At 62.6% G+C, this 17,947-nt stretch carries 12 protein-coding genes and 1 pseudogene; 10 read left to right on the plus strand and 3 right to left on the minus strand.

Annotation, left to right across the window (positions count from 1 at the left end):
- The first annotated feature begins 377 nt into the window (after positions 1–377).
- Positions 378–2,771 (plus strand): UvrD-helicase domain-containing protein, encoded by a 2,394-nt coding sequence (locus BI327_RS16885; protein WP_076861760.1) that lies wholly within the window; start codon positions 378–380, stop codon positions 2,769–2,771.
- A gap of 7 nt (positions 2,772–2,778) precedes the next feature.
- Complete coding sequence (locus BI327_RS16890; protein ID WP_076861762.1) at positions 2,779–3,975, plus strand: PD-(D/E)XK nuclease family protein; 1,197 nt, start codon at positions 2,779–2,781, stop codon at positions 3,973–3,975.
- Positions 3,976–4,020: 45 nt separating this feature from the next.
- On the opposite strand, the pseudogene BI327_RS43760 reads toward BI327_RS16890, so the two are convergent.
- A pseudogene (locus BI327_RS43760) lies at positions 4,021–4,293 on the minus strand (Y-family DNA polymerase); the annotation flags it as partial.
- 110 nt (positions 4,294–4,403) lie between these two features.
- On the opposite strand from BI327_RS43760, the gene BI327_RS16900 reads away from it, so the two are divergent.
- From BI327_RS16900 to BI327_RS16935, 8 genes are all read left to right on the plus strand, one after another.
- On the plus strand, positions 4,404–4,901 hold the full coding sequence (locus tag BI327_RS16900) for a thermonuclease family protein (protein ID WP_245334862.1): 498 nt from the start codon (positions 4,404–4,406) through the stop codon (positions 4,899–4,901).
- Between the two features lie 109 nt (positions 4,902–5,010).
- A complete protein-coding gene (locus tag BI327_RS16905) occupies positions 5,011–5,202 on the plus strand; it encodes a hypothetical protein (protein ID WP_076862188.1) in 192 nt (63 codons plus the stop codon).
- A 552-nt stretch (positions 5,203–5,754) separates the two neighbouring features.
- Entirely contained in the window at positions 5,755–6,711 is a 957-nt protein-coding gene (locus BI327_RS16910) for an ArdC family protein (RefSeq protein WP_076861766.1), read from the plus strand.
- Between the two features lie 108 nt (positions 6,712–6,819).
- A complete protein-coding gene (locus tag BI327_RS16915) occupies positions 6,820–8,937 on the plus strand; it encodes a ParB/RepB/Spo0J family partition protein (protein ID WP_076861767.1) in 2,118 nt (705 codons plus the stop codon).
- A gap of 183 nt (positions 8,938–9,120) precedes the next feature.
- Entirely contained in the window at positions 9,121–13,443 is a 4,323-nt protein-coding gene (locus BI327_RS16920; protein ID WP_076861769.1) for a strawberry notch-like NTP hydrolase domain-containing protein, read from the plus strand.
- Positions 13,443–14,504: a DUF7146 domain-containing protein gene (locus tag BI327_RS16925; protein WP_076861771.1), complete on the plus strand. Its 1,062-nt coding sequence runs from the start codon at positions 13,443–13,445 to the stop codon at positions 14,502–14,504. Before BI327_RS16920 ends, BI327_RS16925 begins: the two co-directional genes overlap by 1 nt.
- Before the next feature lie 342 nt (positions 14,505–14,846).
- Positions 14,847–15,770: a DUF2493 domain-containing protein gene (locus BI327_RS16930; protein WP_076861773.1), complete on the plus strand. Its 924-nt coding sequence runs from the start codon at positions 14,847–14,849 to the stop codon at positions 15,768–15,770.
- Between the two features lie 142 nt (positions 15,771–15,912).
- Positions 15,913–16,473 (plus strand): hypothetical protein, encoded by a 561-nt coding sequence (locus tag BI327_RS16935; RefSeq protein ID WP_245334837.1) that lies wholly within the window; start codon positions 15,913–15,915, stop codon positions 16,471–16,473.
- Between the two features lie 55 nt (positions 16,474–16,528).
- Here BI327_RS16935 and BI327_RS16940 read toward each other — a convergent pair whose 3' ends face one another.
- Together BI327_RS16940 and BI327_RS16945 are read right to left on the minus strand one after the other, a co-directional pair.
- Complete coding sequence (locus BI327_RS16940; RefSeq protein WP_076861775.1) at positions 16,529–17,161, minus strand: hypothetical protein; 633 nt, start codon at positions 17,159–17,161, stop codon at positions 16,529–16,531.
- Positions 17,158–17,505, minus strand: a complete 348-nt coding sequence (locus BI327_RS16945; RefSeq protein ID WP_066503730.1) for a type II toxin-antitoxin system prevent-host-death family antitoxin — start codon at positions 17,503–17,505, stop codon at positions 17,158–17,160. The genes BI327_RS16940 and BI327_RS16945 overlap by 4 nt, the downstream gene beginning before the upstream one ends.
- Positions 17,506–17,947: the final 442 nt, after the last annotated feature.

Below are 17,947 nucleotides of genomic sequence, written 5' to 3' on the forward strand. Positions count from 1 at the left end.
CGACGGGTTCACCGTTTCTTGCCTGGAGCCGGACTAGGCGCCGGTGGGATTGCGGCTGGTGCGGTTGGAGGCGCCGCCTTGGGCGCGCCGGCGATCGAGGATTTGACGATGATCACGCTCGCGCCAGCCAGAAGGAAGAACCCCAACAAGACCCACATCGCGGCCTGCAGGACGTCCACACCCGGCTCCTAGAGGCGAAGTTTGACCGCTGGCTAATTGCGCAAGGCGCGTCCATCTGCAAATTTCATTTGCAGTTTTCGAGGCCATTTTCTCATTTCTTCCCGCAGTTTTCCGGGGACATAAACGACTGATGGATAAGGGACAACTTCGGATTGATTCGGTTATATTCTCCCTGAGAGAATCGGGGGAAATTGCACTTGGAAGTCGGGGATTTCGTTGACCTGATTGCACGGGTTCTGGGAGCGCGGCGGCGTCCGAATCAGGAGCAGCGCGCCTGCATCGTGGACGATGGCGCGTCTCCGCTGCTGATCGTGGCCGGTCCCGGATCGGGAAAGACGACGGTGCTGGTGCTGCGGGCGCTTCGACACGTCGTGGTCGACAGGATCTCTCCCGAGAACATCATGATCACGACATTCACCCGAAAAGCCGCGAAGGAAATCCGCACGCGGCTGATCGAGTGGGGCATCCCGCTTCTCGAGGCCGCCGCGTCCGATCCGCGTGCCGATGCTAGCCTGCGGGATTTCTTGGGCGATGTCGACATCAACAGGTTCGTCACGGGCACACTCGACAGTATCTGCGAAGAGGCGCTATCGGAGGCGAGAGGGCCGGCGGAGCGTCCTCCGGTCGTTGTCGAGGCCTTCGTCGCTAATCAGATTCTCGCGAGAAGGGGCGAGATCTACGACGCCTTCCAGACCATGGGGACAGAATTCCAAGATTATCTCGGCAAATATAGCAGTTCGGGCGACGCTCCCAACACGCTCGGCGACATGACGCGCGTGGTCAGAACGCTCGTCGACCGTTTCGTGCAGGACGAAGTGGACGAGCGCGGCTACGTGGCGCGCGGTCGCGATCTGAACGCGCGGCGTGCGGTTGCCGAAATCTATCGAAAGTACAGGGACTATCTGCAGTCGACCAATCAGATGGACTTCCCGACCCTCGAACGGGTCTTTCTGGATCGGATCCGCGGGGCGTCTCCGCCCGGCCTGGTCGGCAACCTCCGGGCCATGCTCGTCGACGAATACCAGGACACCAATCCCTTGCAGGAGCGCATCTATCTGGAGTTGGCCGCCCGATCGGGGGCGGCGCTCACGGTGGTCGGCGACGATGATCAGTCGTTGTACCGTTTCCGGGGAGCGACCATCGAATTGTTCAGAGACTTCTGCGCCCGTGCAGGGCAGGCTCTTCCGAACACCGCGCCTCGCATGCTCTACCTGATCCAGAACTACCGCTCGACGCCCGAGATCGTTGCGTTCTTCAACGCCTTCGTTCAAAACGATCCGGACTTCGCCGGCGCCAGAATTCAGCCGCCCAAGCCCGGCATCGTGGCGAACAGGCCATCGGAGAATGTACCGGTTCTGGGCATGTTCCGAGACGATGCGGCGACGCTCGCCACGGATCTGGCCGATCTTCTCCAGGCGGTCTTCCGCGGCGGTGGCCGGCCCGGCGATGCGCAGCTTGCGGAAGCGATCAGGGCCGCGCCGAATGGCGGCGATCTCGGAGACGCGGTATTCGTCGCCCATACCGTCAACGAGTATCGACGCGCGTTCATGGGAAATCCGGCGTCGGAGCGGCTGCCGTTCCGCCTTCGTGGAGAGCTGGAAAGCCGCGGGATGTTCTGCTTCAACCCGCGCGGTCGGGCGTTGAAGGACATCGACGAAGTCCAGCGCATACTGGGCCTCTCCCTCGAGGCGCTCGACCCCTCCGACCAAGCAAATCCCGACGGCAGGATCGTCGGAGCGATGCGGATCACGAATTCCGCGAAGGACGTCCTGCGGCGTTGGCGCAGCGCCGCGCGGGCGTTCGTCGCCACGAACCCACGCGCCGCCATCCAGGGAGGCGACAGCCTGCGTCGCGTCATGCAGCGCTGGCAGGAGCGGTTTTCGATCGGCACGCGCGAGGCAACGGAATGGCCGGTGCTAGACATCCTCTACAGCTTCCTGCCCTGGATGCCCGCGTTCCAGGATGACCCGGAACATCAGGTCTATCTGGAAGCGGTTTCCCGGGCCGCCGCGCAGGCCGCCACCTTCTCGCCCTACCGGTCGCTCGTCTTGATCGATGAGCCGCACCGGACACGCAGCATCGAGTCCACCATCCGCGACATCATCGCTCCGATCGCCGACGATCTCGTCGAGGTGGACGAGGACATCATGGCCAGCGTCCCACGCGACCGGCTGAACATCATGACCATCCATCAGGCCAAAGGGCTCGAATATCCGTTGGTCATCGTCGACGTGGCGTCCGACTTCAAAACCAATCACCCGAAGCAGCGCTTCCGGAGGTTTCCGGATTCGCCCTCGTCGGTCACCGAGATGGAGGATGATCTGGCGCGATGCACGCCGATCGGAAATCTGCGGATGGCAAGGACCGCCATCCAGCGGAGCTTCGAGGATCTGATCCGCCTGTATTACGTGGCCTACAGCAGGCCGCAAAGCGTTCTCCTTCTGGTGGGATGTCTGCCTTGCCTCCGCTACAATACGACCATCAAGAACATCGCCACCTTCTGGACGCGCGGCAGCGATTGGGACTGGCGACGACCGGTGCGCGGCAGCGCTCCGTCGATGGCGAACAACATTCCTCTTACTTTGATTTGAGCAGAGCATGGAGCTTCCGATCAAACCGCCCGACCGGGTCGTCCCGGAATACAGCCTGACGGGAGACCTCCTGTCCTACCGACGCTGTGCCATGCAGTACCGCTACTACAATGGCAGCGCATTGCCGCCATCCCGTCCGGTCCAGATGTGGTACGGCGAGTTCATCCACGGTGTTCTGGAAGGTGCTTTTGGGATGTGGCGGGCGAATCCCGGGCGATATCCATTTCCTTGGCCGTCCACACCGATTCCGGATACGGGCGCGCCGGCGCCTCCTCCCGATGGTCTTGAGCCGAACGACCTTCGTGTCATCGGATGGCCGATCGAACAAGCGCTCGCCTACGAGGGAAAGCGCGCGCGAAGCCGCCGGGCGCGCGTCTCGGCATATCGGCGCGCGGAGGCGGCGGTCAACATGCTCGGGCCCCACCTGTTTCCGTTGATCGCCGATGCTGAACAGAAGGTGATCGGCACGCGTCCGCTTCCGAGCCCGACGCCGGGCACGATGCTCCGATCCGAGCGATATGCGCTTCACGGAGTCATCGATGTGCTGACGAATGTCGAGTTGGCGAGCGTCGGCGAGGGAAACATCATCCGGGATGCCGTGAGAGCGGCCTGTCCCGACTTGCAGGGGATGTTCGAAGTCATTGTCGACTACAAGGGGTCCCACCGGCCGGGGCTTGCCGAAGACTACTGGCAACTCGGCGAATGGCAGGTCCAGACCTACGCCTGGCTGCGCCAACGGCAGCAGTTGGGTTATCCGGTCGCTGCCGGGATACTCATCTACGTCAACGAACTCGCGCCCGGGTCAGACGACATCAGAAGGATGAGGAGCGCGATCCAGAACCGGCAGACCGACGTCGCTCCGACCCGCGGCGACCCGGACTACTATGCATTGAACACGTGGACGGCGGGCGCAGCACCCCGCCTGAGCGCCGCCTTCCGGTACAGGCGCGCGATCCGGGTCATTCCGGTGACTCAACAGAGCATCGACAACGCCACGCAGCAGTTTGACCAGATCGTCGCGGAAATCGAAGGACGCGTCCGGGACGAGGAGATCAGAGGAAGCATTCGCAATACATGGCCGCCGACATGCGACTCGCTTGAGACTTGCATCGCATGCGACTTCCGGCATTTCTGCCCCAGGCCGGCGGGAACACGGCAACAACTCGCCACGGCAGAGGCCGCCGGGGACGATGACGACGTCTGATCAAGCCTTTTGCTTCTTCGCCTTCGTGGCCCCTCGGGCGGAGGAGCAAAGTCGGTCCTTCGTTCGGCTAGGTCGATCAAGCTGACGTGTTCCCACCATTGCCAACCGAACCCCGAACTTGCGCGCCTCGTAGCTTGCAGCGGCAACCACGCCGCGCTCCTTGGATTCGCACACAGCGACCGGTTTGCCGCGCAAGTCCGGATTGCCCCGCTGCTCGACTGACGCGTAGAAGGCATCCATATCGATATGGATGATCTTGCGGTCTCGAACCTCCGCGGTCTTTTGATCCCGATCCGACGATCTCTGCGCTAATTGTATGACCAATCCGCTGGCGCTTCGGAGGACAGGAGCGAAAACAAGTACTGGTCTTCGCCGGATGGTCAGCTTGCTGCAAGGTCCTTAGCATGCGTCGAATCCCCGTGGCATTGATGCTCGTCCATCTTTCGAGCATGGCGTTGGCCGATCAGTTCGTCGGGCAGGCCAGCGTTATTGACGGCGACACCCTGGAAGTACATGGAACGCGCGTCCGGCTTTGGGGCATCGATGCGCCGGAGAGCAGCCAGCTGTGCCGCGGCGAAGACAGTTTAGAGTATCGTTGCGGTGCGCGGGCTGCGAATGACCTGAATTCCTTCATTGCGCGGCGTGTCGTCCACTGCGTCCCCATCAACCTCGACCAATATGGCCGCACGGTCGCGACCTGTTCAGTCGGTGGGGTGGACCTTGGCAAATGGTTAGTGCTTAACGGCCTTGCGCTGGATTGGCCTCAATACTCGAAAGGCAGATATGGGGCAGTTCAGCGCGACGCCGAGCGAGCCGGCCGCGGGATTTGGAAGGGCAGCCACGTCGAGCCTTGGCTCTATCGCGCCTGCATCCGCTTGAACGGAAACCCGTCTGCCTGCTCAGATGACACAAACTCGCGTCCCTGATGGATGGAGGCGGACAATCCGGTCGCTACCAGAAGTGACGCTAGCTTGGTTGGGGCGACTCACGCTACCAAATTGCTCTCGATTGCCTTCACTGCACGACGGGGACGACATGGTTGCAGCCACTCCTAGATTGCCAGCTTCGGGTTATGCACTTGAAGTGGATGGCCGGCTGAAAGTTGAATTTACCACCAGGGACGGCGCCATGGCGGGTGGAGAAGAGCTCAAGAAGCGTTTTCCAAGGCTGCAGATTAGAATCTATGACGCGGAAACCAAGGCTCGGGAGGAAATCCGGATTCCCTGAACTTGCGTGTTTGTGCGGGTGCGGCTGACGCCGCACTCGGGCTCTCGTGAACCGAGCCGCTTTGCGTCTCGGCCATCCGGCGTCGATCCCTCGCGCAGAGACTGCGGAGTTCCTCGCCGGGGGCACTCGGGAAAGGGTCCCGCCGTCATGAAGTATGCCGGCGTCGCTATCACTGCCCCGTTCCCGGGTGCCCTCTTGACCGGTCTCGTCACTGCACTCGGTCCCGCGTGCCGCCTTCGGCGTCGCTATGCTCACGCTCCTACGGGTGCCATTTTCCGTTGAAGCGATGCGCCATTGGCGCACGCCTGATCGGGGCCTGCGGCCTGCATCTCAAGGCCAAGTCCCATGAAGAAATGGGACCGAAGCGGCCCGCGTCGCAGATCTCTCATTCTCACCGCTGTGTGCGTGCGGCGAGGGCCAAGCCGGGCTCTCGTTCGTCCACGCCGTCGTATCCTTCCGTAAGAGACCGAGAGTAAGAGTGCTGCCCGGGTTTTGCCGTGACGGGTTACAGGCTGCGAGAGAGGCTCGCGGCGCCCGTCGTGGAGAACCGCGATGTCCAGACGTTATCCTCGGGCGCGCTCCGGTGAAGACCGGGCGAACCTTTATGACGAAATCACCAACAAGATCATCAGCGAACTTGAGGCCGGCCGAGTGCCATGGGTGCAGCCTTGGGGTACCGAGGCGGCGAAGGCTTCTTTGGCCATGCCGAAAAGCGCCGCGACCGGCCGTCAATACAGCGGCATCAACATTCTGATCCTCTGGGGTTCTGCCACCGAACGCGCATTCACAGGCCAGAGCTGGCTTACCTTCCGCCAGGCGTTGTCGCTCGGTGGCCACGTCCGCAAGGGCGAGCGCGGGACTACCGTGGTCTATGCCGATCGCTTTGTACCGGTCGACGAAAAGCGGCGCGCGAGCGAAACCGGAGACGAAGCGCAGGCCATCCCGTTCCTCAAGCGCTTCACGGTGTTTAATACCGATCAGTGCGACGACTTGCCTGCGGAGATCGCAACGACGGCGCCGCCCCCGCCGCCAGGCCTGATCGAGCCAAAGGTCGAATCCCTGATCAAGGCGACCGGTATCAACTTCCGCATCGGCGGCAACCGCGCATTCTACGTGCCGGCGGAAGACTATGTGCAGGTGCCGCCGCCGCAAGCCTATTTCGAGCCGATCAATTGGCATCGAACGGCTTTGCATGAGTTGGGGCACGCCAGTGGCCACCCGTCACGTCTCAACCGTGACTTGTCCGGCGGCTACGGTACCAAGAAATACGCCTTCGAGGAACTCATCGCCGAGATCTCGGCTGCGTTCAGTTGCGCTTCGCTCGGTATAGTGCCGACGGTGCGCCACGCCGACTATATTGGCTCCTGGCTTGAAGTGCTCCGCGAGGACAATCGCGCGATTGTGCGAGCTGCTTCGCAAGCCAGCAAGGCCGCGGACTATCTCCTCGGATTCCTGCCGGAACGTGATGTCGACATGACGACCGAGAGCGCGGACCAGGAGGCTGCGTGAAGCTTTCGCCGGCCGGGTCGAAAAGAGAGTGAGAGGGAAGCTGTGGTTTTTCGCGACGGGTTGGAGGCCGAGAGAGAGGCTCCCGGCCGCCCGTCGTGGAGATCAGACATGACGAAGGCAGTCCAAAAGATCACGCTGTCGCCCTCACGCGACATTCCCTTCAACAAGCTGGTGCTCAGCCAATCCAACGTCCGGCGCGTCAAGGCTGGAGTTTCCATCGAGCAACTCGCTGAAAGTATCGCCCAGCGTACGCTTCTGCAAAGTCTCAATGTGCGGGCGATTGTGGACGTCGAAGGCAATGAGACCGGCATGTTCGAGGTGCCGGCAGGCGGCCGGCGCTATCGGGCGCTGGAACTTCTCGTGAAGCAGAAGCGCATGGCGAAGACGCAGGCCGTTCCTTGCGTCGTGCGCGAAGGCGGAATCGCTGAAGACGACTCGCTTGCCGAGAACGACGAGCGGGTGGGGCTTCATCCGCTCGATCAGTTCCGAGCCTTCCAGACCTTGAGTGGCGCCGGCTTGTCAGAGGAGGATATCGCGGCTCGGCACTTTGTGACACCGGGCGTCGTGAAGCAACGGCTCCGGCTGGCGTCCGTGTCGCCAAAGCTGCACGACGTCTATGCCGAAGACGGCATGACACTCGAGCAGCTCATGGCCTTCTCTGTCACAGCCGACCACTCCAGACAGGAGCAGGTCTGGGAGAACGTCAGCCGATCCGGCTATGATGAGCCATATCAGATCCGTCGAATGCTCACGGAAAATACCGTGCGAGCGTCCGATCGCCGCGTGCAATTCATTGGGCTCAATGCTTACGAGCAGGCAGGCGGCGGTGTTTTGCGGGACTTGTTCGAGCACGATGATGGCGGCTGGCTTCAAGACATCGCTTTGCTCGATCGCCTCGTGACGGAAAAACTCAAGGCCGAAGCCGAAACGATTGCTGCCGAGGGATGGAAATGGATCTTGGTGGCGGTCGATTTCCCTTATGGCCACACCAACGGCTTGCGCGAACTCGACGGCACGCCGGCCGACCTTACGGCCGACGAGCAGGCCGCCATCGACGCTCTCAACGTCGAGCAGGCTAGGCTTGAATCCGAGTATCAGGATGCGGATGAACTTCCCGAAGAGGTCGATCAGCGTCTCGGCGAGATCGAGGCGGCGCTGGCCGCGTTCGAGAACCGGTCGGAAACTTACGATCCCGCCGGGATTGCCCAAGCCGGCGTCTTCGTCAGCATCGATTCCGAAGGACGGCTTTCCGTCGATCGAGGCTATGTTCGGCCTGAGGATGAGGCGCCTGCGGCCGATTTCGATGTCGAACGGGGCACCGATGCGTCGACGACTGAAGGGCAGGAGGCCGGTGCTTCCGCAACACCCACAGCGATCTCGGTCGCCGGCGCATCGACCGAACCGGAGGATGATGATGAAGACCCGGCAAGGCCGTTGCCTGATCGGCTCATCATCGAACTGTCGGCGCACCGTACGCTGGCATTGCGGGATGCGCTGGCGGAAAATCCCGCGATCGCGTTCCAGGCGGTGCTGCACAACTTCGTGCTGACGGCCTTGTACCGGTTCGCGTCGGCCGGGAGCTGCCTTGAGATCGGGCTGCGCACGCCAACCTTTCCCGCTCAAGCCCCAGGCCTAAGGGAAAGCGTGTCTGCCAAGGCCGTCGAGGCGCGACATGAGTCATGGAAAGCACGGTTGCCGAAGAGCGAGAACGATCTCTGGGACGCGCTCACGGCCCTCGACGGCGCAGCGCAGGCGTCCCTGTTCGCTCATTGCGCATCTTTTGCAGTCAACGCCGTCTATGAGCCGGCAAACCGCTACAATCAGGGCCGCGTCTCCGCCCACGGCGTTCGCACACGGCTCGACCAGGCCGATGTCGTGGCGCGCGCCGTCGGGCTCGACATGGTGGAGGCTGGCTGGAGACCGACCGTTGACAACTATCTCGGCCGGGTCACCAAGCCTCGCATTCTGGAGGCGGTGCGGGAAGCCAAGGGCGAGTCTTCCGCGCAACTGATCGACCACCTGAAGAAGGCCGACATGGCCAAGGAGGCCGAGCGCCTTCTCGATGGCTCGGGCTGGTTGCCAGAGCCGCTGCGTTTCCTCGACGCCAGTGCTGCGTCGGTGGGGCAGGAGGGTGAAGCGGGCCCGCTGCCAGAATTCCTGGCCGACGAGGAGGATCCGCAAAACGCCCGCAGCGATGATCCGCAACAGCTCGACGCGGCTGAATAACGTCGTGCAGCGGGGTGGCCGCGGCCGTCCCGCAGCTACGTGGGGACCGGTGTGCAGCACCGGTCCCCATTTTTATTGGGAACGGTTGAGAGGGAGAGTGGGGCCGGGAAGGGTTTGAGCCGTCGGGGTCAGAGGAGAGCGCCTGATGGTTCGACCCGTTCCTGCTCTCCGAAAGAAATCCCCATGACCGAATCTCTCGCCGGCGGCGCTGGCGCTGCGCCGCTCTCGATGCATGCAGCTGCAACTATCACCTCCGCTGTGGTGAGGGCTGCGCGACAACTCTTGACCGATCTCGAATGCGGCCATCGCATCGATGCCGCGGTCCTGCGTGGAGCCATGGAGGCTGCCTTTGGTGCCTCCGACGCGGTAGGCGCCTGGAACTGGAAGACCGCCTATGATGCCTGCGAGGCCGCCACCGTTCTCTTCCTTCGCAAATTCGGTCCGGCCATGCGGACCAAGTCCGGTTCACCGCCCGCGATGCTGCCGATGCTCGGGAAAATCGCGAGCTGTCTGCCGACCCATACACTGCGTTCCGACGACAGTCAGGCGCTTCAACAGTTCTCGACGCCGATCCCGCTGGGGCTGGCCGCATGTACCGCAGCCGCCATTAGACCCGCCGACCGCGTTCTGGAGCCCTCCGCCGGGACTGGCTTGCTCGCCATCTTTGCCGAGCTCGCCGGCGGCGCTCTGGTGCTGAACGAGTTAGCCGAGTCCCGTGCATCGCTGCTCGATCATCTGTTCGCCGACGTTAAGACAACGCGTATCGACGCTGCCCAGATCGATGATCATCTCGAAGCAGGCGTCCTGCCGAGTGTCGTCTTGATGAACCCGCCGTTCTCGGCGCTGGCGAACGTTGACCGACGAATGGCGGATGCCGCGCTCCGGCACATCGCTTCGGCCTTGGCGCGTCTTTGCGACGGTGGACGTTTGGTTGCCATCACCGGCGCAAGCTTCGGGCCGGACAATCCGGCATGGCGAGATGCCTTCGTTCGCCTTCAGGAACGCGGGCGAGTTGTTTTCTCTGCCGCAGTCGACGGAGCCGTTTACGCGAAACACGGAACACAAATCGATACTAGGCTGCTTGTCATCGACAAACAGCCCGCGGCAGACCCGACGGTCTTTCCGGCCTCTCCCGGCATGGCGGGCGATGTCGTTATCCTGCTCGACTGGGTGACCCGGCATGTGCCTCCGAGGCTGCCTGTTGCAGCCCCGGTCGTGATCGACGTCGGCAGAAGCCCCTTGAAGTCACGATCCCGCGGCGCTTCCGCGCCACGCCTAACCTCTGCTTCGGGAGTCGCCGCGCCAGAAGGCGTAGAGCTCGCATACGAAATAATCGAATGGTCGCTGCCGGAGGGCGCCCGGCTCACAGATGCACTTTATGAGGAATACGGATTGCAGTCGATCCGCATTCCGGGCGCGCACGCGCATCCAACCAAACTCGTGCAGTCCGCCGCAATGGCGTCCGTCGCGCCGCCAAGACCTTCCTATCGACCCCACCTGGCGGCCAATCTGGTGGCGGATGGCACCCTGTCGGACGCCCAGCTTGAGAGCGTCATCTACGCCGGTGAAGCGCATTCCGAGTTGCTCGCGGGCTCCTGGACCGTGGACGCGACCTTCGATGTTGTCGCGGCCGCGTGCGACGACGCGGGAAACGCCGTCCAGTTTCGCTGCGGCTGGTTCTTGGGCGATGGCACCGGCGCGGGCAAGGGGCGGCAGGTCGCTGGCATCCTGCTCGACAACTGGCTCAAGGGTCGTCGTCGGGCAGTCTGGATCAGCAAGTCCGACAAGCTGCTCGAGGATGCACAGCGCGACTGGTCCGCGCTCGGCATGGAGCGGCTGCTCGTGACGCCGCTGTCGCGCTTCCGTCAGGGCACCCCGATCAGGCTCTCGGAAGGCATCCTATTTACCACCTACGCTACGCTGCGTACCGATGAGCGCGGCGAAAAGCTTTCGCGCGTCAGGCAGATCGTCGAATGGTTGGGCTCCGACTTCGACGGAGTGATCGTCTTCGACGAAAGCCACGCCATGCAGAATGCGGTCGGGGGCAAGGGCGAACGCGGTGACCACGCAGCCTCTCAGCAAGGGCGTGCGGGCCTGAGGCTCCAGCACGCTCTGCCGAATGCGCGCGTGGTCTATGTATCGGCGACGGGTGCTACTACGGTCCATAACCTCGCTTATGCACAGCGGTTGGGATTGTGGGGTGGGCATGATTTCCCGTTCGCCACCAGGGCCGAATTCGTCGAGGCGATCGAGGAGGGCGGAGTCGCCGCGATGGAGGTGCTGGCGCGCGACCTCAAGGCGCTCGGTCTCTACGCGGCCCGTTCGCTCTCCTACGAGGGCGTGGAGTACGAACTCGTCGAGCACCAACTTTCGCCGGAGCAGGTTCGCATCTACGACGCCTATGCCGATGCGTTCAGCATCATTCACAACAACCTCGACGCGGCGATGCGGGCCGCCAACATCACCGGCGAGACCGGAACGCTGAACGGGCAGGCCAAATCTGCGGCACGATCCGCTTTCGAAAGCGCCAAGCAGCGCTTCTTCGGACACTTGCTAACCTCGATGAAGACGCCGTCGCTGATCTGCTCGATCGAGCGCGATCTCGACGCGGGACACGCAGCCGTCATCCAGATTGTCTCGACCGGTGAAGCGCTGATGGAGCGCCGGCTGGCCGAGATCCCGACCGAGGAGTGGGGCGACGTCCGCGTCGACATCACGCCGCGCGAATATGTCCTCGACTATCTCGCCCATTCCTTCCCGGTCCAGCTCTACGAGCCGTTCACCGACCAGGAGGGCAATCTCTGCTCCCGACCTGTCTACCGCGACGGCCAAGCGGTCGAGAGCCGGGAGGCAGTCGCCCGCCGCGACCGCTTGATCGAGAAGCTCGCCTCGCTCCCTCCCGTACCTGGCGCGCTGGACCAGGTCGTCCAGCGCTTCGGCACCGACATGGTCGCCGAAGTGACCGGCCGATCACGCCGCATCGTTCGCCAGGGCGATCGGCTGGTGGTCGAAAACCGCGCCGGTTCGGCCAACCTCGCCGAGACCTCGGCCTTCATGGACGACGTCAAGCGGATCCTCGTGTTCTCGGACGCCGGCGGCACCGGGAGGAGTTATCATGCCGAGCTATCGGCCCGGAATCGCCGCTTGCGGGTCCATTATCTGCTCGAGCCCGGCTGGAAGGCCGACGCCGCGATCCAGGGCCTCGGCCGGACAAATCGGACCAACCAGGCGCGGCCGCCGCTGTTTCGCCCCATCGCGACGGACGTGAAGGCTGAAAAGCGCTTCCTGAGCACCATCGCCCGCCGGCTCGACACCTTGGGCGCCATCACGCGCGGCCAGCGCCAGACCGGAGGGCAGGGCCTGTTCCGGCCCGAGGACAACCTCGAGAGTCAGTATGGGCGTGACGCATTGCGTCAACTCTACACGCTGCTGGCGCGAGGCAAGGTCGACGGCTGCTCGCTCGAGAGGTTCGAGCATGCGACCGGCCTGAAGCTGACCGATACCAACGGGCTCAGGGATGACCTGCCGCCAATCACGACCTTCCTGAACAGGTTATTGGCGCTCACTATCGAGCTACAGAATGTCCTGTTCACCGCGTTCGAGCAGCTCTTGACCGCTCGGATCGAGGGCGCCGTCGCCTCTAGCACCTATGACGTCGGACTGGAAACGCTTCGTGCCGAGAGCTTTGTCGTCACCGACCGGCGGACCATTTATGCGCATCCAGGCACTGGCGCCGAGACCCGGCTTCTCACGATTACCCAGCGCCTGCGCAACCATCCTGTGGGGCTGGATGAGGCTCTCGCTCGTCTTTCCGATCCTCATGCCGTCCTGCTGATGAATGAGCGCTCGGGACGAGCCGCCGTGCAGGTGCCGGCGGCGAGCTTCATGCTCGACGACGGCGAGATCGAGCGGCGCGTTCGCCTGATCCGACCGATGGAGCAACACAGCGTCTCCCTCGACATGATGGCGGAAAGCCATTGGGTGGAAGCCGATCGAGAACCCTTTGCCGCTGCCTGGCTGGCGGAGCTCGCCGAGGTACCCGAGTTCACCGAGAGTACGATCCATGTTGTAGCGGGCCTGCTGTTGCCCATCTGGAAGCGGCTGCCGAACGAATCGACCCGGGTCTATCGGCTGCAGACCGACGCGGGCGAACGGATCATCGGCCGCAAGGTTTCTGCCGCCTGGGTCGCGAACGTCCTTGCCGCTGATGCGCCTACGTTGACGCCGGACGCTGCCTTTGCCGCGCTGATGGAGGGGCGGACCGTCCTCGATCTTGCCGAGGACCTCCAGCTTCGCCGTGTCCGGGTGATGGGCGCATACCGCATCGAGCTGTCGGGATTCAACGACACGATGCGCGATCGACTGCGCGCTTATGGCCTGTTCGGGGAGATCATTTCCTGGAAGCTGCGCATGTTCGTGCCCACGGACGCATGCGGCGTCGAGATCCTGTCGAAGGTGCTTGAGCACTATCCGGTTGCGCGCATCAGCGGGCGGGAGGCCGCGTGATGCCCCGCGATGCCTCCGAACTGGCATGCCGCCTCGCGCGCGAGGCCGAGGCGGTATGCCGACACTATCTCTCCAATGGCAAGCGGGAGGGGCGCTACTGGCTGGTCGGCGACGTCCACAATACGCCGGGCCGCTCGATGTTCGTGCGGCTCCGGGAATCGCGGAAGGGACCCGCCGGCAAGTGGACCGATGCTGCGACTGGAGAACATGGCGATCTCCTCGATATCATCCGCGAAAGTCTTGGTCTGCGCGACTTCCGCGACGTGGCCAAGGAGGCGAGGCGCTTTCTGGGGCTGTCTCGTACCGAGTCGGAATTCGTCTCGAAGCCCGATCGTCCAGCGGTACCAGCCGGATCGCAAGCGGCCGCCCGCCGCCTCTTTGCGATATCCAGCCCGATCCAAGGAACCGTGGTTGAGACATATCTGCAGCGGCGCGGGATAGCCTGCGTGCACCACGGCGGCGACCTGCGCTTTCACCCACGCTGCTACTACCGATCGGACGAGCGCTTGCCGACCGAGACCTGGCCAGCGATGATCGCCTGCGTCACCGATCTCGATGGACGGATCACCGGTGTACATCGCACCTGGCTCGACCCCGACGGATTTGATCGCATTCGTCTGGGCAAGGCTCCGATCGATACGCCACGGCGGGCGATGGGCGACCTCCTCGGCAACGCCGTTCGCTTCGGCGTGGTGGACGACGTGCTCGCTGCCGGCGAGGGTATCGAGACCATGCTGTCCTTACGCTGCGCGCTACCGACGATGCCGATGGCCGCTGCGCTTTCGGCCAATCACCTCTCAGCCATGTTGCTCCCATCTGGCCTTCGCCGGCTCTACATCGCGCGCGATGCCGATGCCGCCGGAGATGTGGTGCAGACAGTTCTGACCCGGCGCGCAGCAGACGCCGGCATTGAAGCGATCGCACTGTCGCCCCGGCTCGGAGACTTCAACGAAGATCTACACGTCTTCGGTCTCGAGGCCCTACGAGCGGCCTTACGCATTCAGCTCGCACCGGAGGATGTCATCCGCTTCCTGCATGCGTCAACGGTGGCCGCGGGATAAGCCGCCGTCATTCGCTCGATCGTGATAGGTCTGTCATAGACGAGGCCAATGCGGGAAGAGGACGCGACCTCGGCCTTCTAGAGGGCGATCGGGCGGCATGCGGCCCGGGCCGGCAATGGCTGCGGCCGGCTATTTTCCGCCGCGCGCCAGCTATGAGATGACACTTTAGCCATCTGGACGGCGCGCTTTGCATCGCGAGGCAAAATAGCCGGCCTTCGCCATCCTCCGCTGTCGCTTCGGCCCTCCGCTCCGCTCCGGGTTCTGGTCCGTTCCGCCCGCCGTCTGAGTGATCGCCACGAAGGCCGCGATGGGCGCGGCCGATCCGGCAAAGGGCCTCTTCCCATGACTGACTATGACAACATCGAGCCACCGCACGCCTCGTCTCCAACCGACCACGTCCTGAGTGAATTGCAGCTCTTCGGCTATCGTCCGTTCGACGACCAGCCTGATCCAAGACCGCTTCCCGAGAGCAGAATGATCACCGGTGCGGTTGCCGATATCTTCGACGCCTTGGTTGCGACCTTGAGCGACACGCGGCTTGAGCCGGATCTCAACGAGCTACTTTGGTCGACCGTCAACCTGTTTCACCGTGCCGTCGATCGCATCGAACGGCAGCTCGACGACAACGAACAGATGCAGCACAAGAGCCAGCGCGAGCAGAACGGCTCGGAGGTGCGATCGGTCGAACTCGAGCGTCTGACGGCCGAAGGCATCACGTTCATGGAGCGCCGCAATTGCCTGGAACTCTTCCGCGACCAGGCGATCGAACGATTTGAGGCCCACACCGGTTCGTCCTGGCGTCCTCGGTCAGGATCTCTGGTCAACCATCGCACACTCACGGCAGCGATGATCGACTCCCGCGACTTCATCGCCGCCAAGCGTCGCTCCGAGACCGAGGTCATGTTGCCGCCAGGGCCGAAGATCGCACTCACCGGTGGGCTCGACTTCAATGACCATCACCTCATCTGGGATCGTCTCGACAAGGTTCATGCCAAGCATCCCGACATGGTTCTGCTCCATGGCGGCTCGCCCAAGGGCGCCGAACTGATCGCCTCCAAATGGGCGACCACTCGGAAGGTGCCACAGATTGCCTTCAGGCCGGACTGGACAAAGTATGCCAAGGCGGCGCCATTCAAGCGCAACGACGTTATGCTCGAACTCCTGCCGATCGGCGTCATGCACTTCCCGGGCACGGGAATCCAGGACAACCTCGCCGACAAGGCGAAGCGCCTCGGTATCCCCGTTTGGAAATTCGGCGGCGCGTGAGCGCCGTCTAGCTCGCTCGAACGCAACCGAGGCGGAGTTGCAGGCGCCGCAACTCCGCCTCGGTTCGACAATATATCGACTGTTGCGCCGTGGTGGTGGTGGAAGGCGCGACCCTTACACCTTTGCACATGGAGCCACCACCATGCTTGCCCTTGGGCTTGTCCTCAACACGGTTGGCATTGGCTTGTTCTGCTGGCTGGTCTTTGCGCTGGCGGCATATGCCTTGCCGTTTTTCGTCGCACTGAATATCGGAATGATGGCGTTTCATGGCGGCGCCGGCGTCGTCGGCGCGCTGCTCATCGGAATTGCCGTCGGCGCACTGACACTTGCCTTTGGTCAGACTGCCGTCGCTGTTACTCGATCCGGGCGCTTGCGCGTCGCGATCGCGATCGCATTCGCTGTTCCAGCCGCCATCGCCGGCTACAATGTGATGCTTGCGCTTTCGCAGATCGGGATGCCTTCGCTGGCTTGGCGTGAGGTGTTGGCTTGCCTCGGCGCGGTTTGCATTGGCGGCACGGCGTGGACCCGCTTGTCCGTTTTCATGAATGGCCGTCCGCCTCGAGCCGGCCGGGCTGGTGGAGCAACCATCCCAACCGGTTCTCGTGGCTGCCACGCGAGAGATGATCCTTCGTCGCCTTCCTCGCCGAACAGGTTCCTTCAGAGCGGTACTTCTGAGGTCGAAAGCGCGATGAGCTGGGGTTGAATCGCTTCCCATTCGGCGCCCGAAGTTCGGCGCAAGCTCGTGATGCCCGTGCCCGTCACTTCCTCAGGTATATTGGATCAGCATCATTGGTGACCGGAGCATTGCCGCCGGCAGCGATCTTGATCGCCGCCCAGGCGTTCTGGGCATCAGCGATCTTGAACTTCTCGTGCATCCACGTGATGAAACTTTCGGTGCCCATCAGATCAATGTCGAATTCGTTCTCAAGCTGAATGGCGATTCGTGCCTTGTTATCGTCGATAAGAACGACGGCGGCCTCGCCGTCGGCCAGCAAAGTTTCGACGACGTCAAGTACTTGAAGGATGCTCTTTTCCCCGCGTCCTTTCCACGATGGCTTCAACTCGGGCTTCGAGCCGGCGAGTATCCATGTCTCCATTGCTTTCGCATACTCTACGCCTTCATGCGTCTCGACGATGTGGATGCGATTCTCGTTCCGCTTGAACCAATCCGAGATAGTCGCGCGATGTTCAAGCCGCTGATCGTCGCCAGGATCAGGGGCCCGCGTCGCCTCCGCCTTGACCATGTCGGGAACCCAGACATCCGCATTCGGTACAAATAGCCAATCCAGTGCATCGCTTCCGATCATTGCCAGAAGGGACAGCGGGCTTGTATCCGGAATCAAGATGCGTGACCGACGCTCGTGATCGGCTGCGGGCTCATCGATCGTCATTTCATCCCGAGCCTCCGTTCGACGGCGGCAATCTCGGCGCGGACAGCCTCCTTGTTACGGCCGCTCAACGCCGCATCGGCCATCGACAGCGCTAGGCTCTTGAGGTCGGAGGTCGCATAGCCAAGCGGGTCCCGCATCGGCACCCGCCTGACAACAGGACGGGGGCGCTCCAGTTCTGGCGCCACTTCTTCGCCAGCCTTCTGTTTGATCCGACGATATTCGTCGACCGACATCACAATCGATCTCGGTTTGCCGTGATTCATGATTATCACGGGGCCGGACACGGCAGCCCGCTGGATTTCTCCGGATTGCTGTTGCAAATCTTGGGAGGAAAAGGTCCGCATAGATCCTCCTTTAACTTTACATATTTTATGTATTTTTGGGGGTTTTTCAAGCGGATTGCGAGCCTCCATTCGAGGCTACATCATGAAGCCGTTGGAAGACGATGATGCTACTTCTCTTCGGTCCCAAGGAAAGTCATGCCCGCGCTCGCAAAGCGTAGGACCTGGATTGGGCAGACCTATGTAGCCCTCCCGATCGGGGGCCATCTACGTGAGGGAGGCCCGCCGGGTGAGCATCTCGAAGAAGGCGTCCTGATTTCCCGCGGATATTGGGCTTCTTCGTTACGCTCGCTGCCGGCACAGCGCTCTTGATTGTAGCGGCCCTCTATATTCGGAAAGCAAAGAGGAAGGGCGAACGCTAGCTACTTCCACCAAACGCGACATTCGAGGAAAAGACGCGCAGTCCATTGATCTCGCGCGACACCGCAATCTTATTCGCGCCCTC

It is taken from the genome of Bradyrhizobium mercantei (genome assembly GCF_001982635.1).
Classification (GTDB): domain Bacteria; phylum Pseudomonadota; class Alphaproteobacteria; order Rhizobiales; family Xanthobacteraceae; genus Bradyrhizobium; species Bradyrhizobium mercantei.

Coding starts and splice junctions, on each gene's coding strand:
- BI327_RS16935 (WP_245334837.1), top strand. CDS start 15,913: ATGCTTGCCCTTGGGCTTGTCCTCAACACGGTTGGCATTGGCTTGTTC.
- BI327_RS16930 (WP_076861773.1), top strand. CDS start 14,847: ATGACTGACTATGACAACATCGAGCCACCGCACGCCTCGTCTCCAACC.
- BI327_RS16910 (WP_076861766.1), top strand. CDS start 5,755: ATGTCCAGACGTTATCCTCGGGCGCGCTCCGGTGAAGACCGGGCGAAC.
- BI327_RS16900 (WP_245334862.1), top strand. CDS start 4,404: ATGCTCGTCCATCTTTCGAGCATGGCGTTGGCCGATCAGTTCGTCGGG.
- BI327_RS16925 (WP_076861771.1), top strand. CDS start 13,443: ATGCCCCGCGATGCCTCCGAACTGGCATGCCGCCTCGCGCGCGAGGCC.
- BI327_RS16920 (WP_076861769.1), top strand. CDS start 9,121: ATGACCGAATCTCTCGCCGGCGGCGCTGGCGCTGCGCCGCTCTCGATG.
- BI327_RS16915 (WP_076861767.1), top strand. CDS start 6,820: ATGACGAAGGCAGTCCAAAAGATCACGCTGTCGCCCTCACGCGACATT.
- BI327_RS16945 (WP_066503730.1), bottom strand. CDS start 17,505: ATGCGGACCTTTTCCTCCCAAGATTTGCAACAGCAATCCGGAGAAATC.
- BI327_RS16940 (WP_076861775.1), bottom strand. CDS start 17,161: ATGACGATCGATGAGCCCGCAGCCGATCACGAGCGTCGGTCACGCATC.
- BI327_RS16890 (WP_076861762.1), top strand. CDS start 2,779: ATGGAGCTTCCGATCAAACCGCCCGACCGGGTCGTCCCGGAATACAGC.
- BI327_RS16905 (WP_076862188.1), top strand. CDS start 5,011: ATGGTTGCAGCCACTCCTAGATTGCCAGCTTCGGGTTATGCACTTGAA.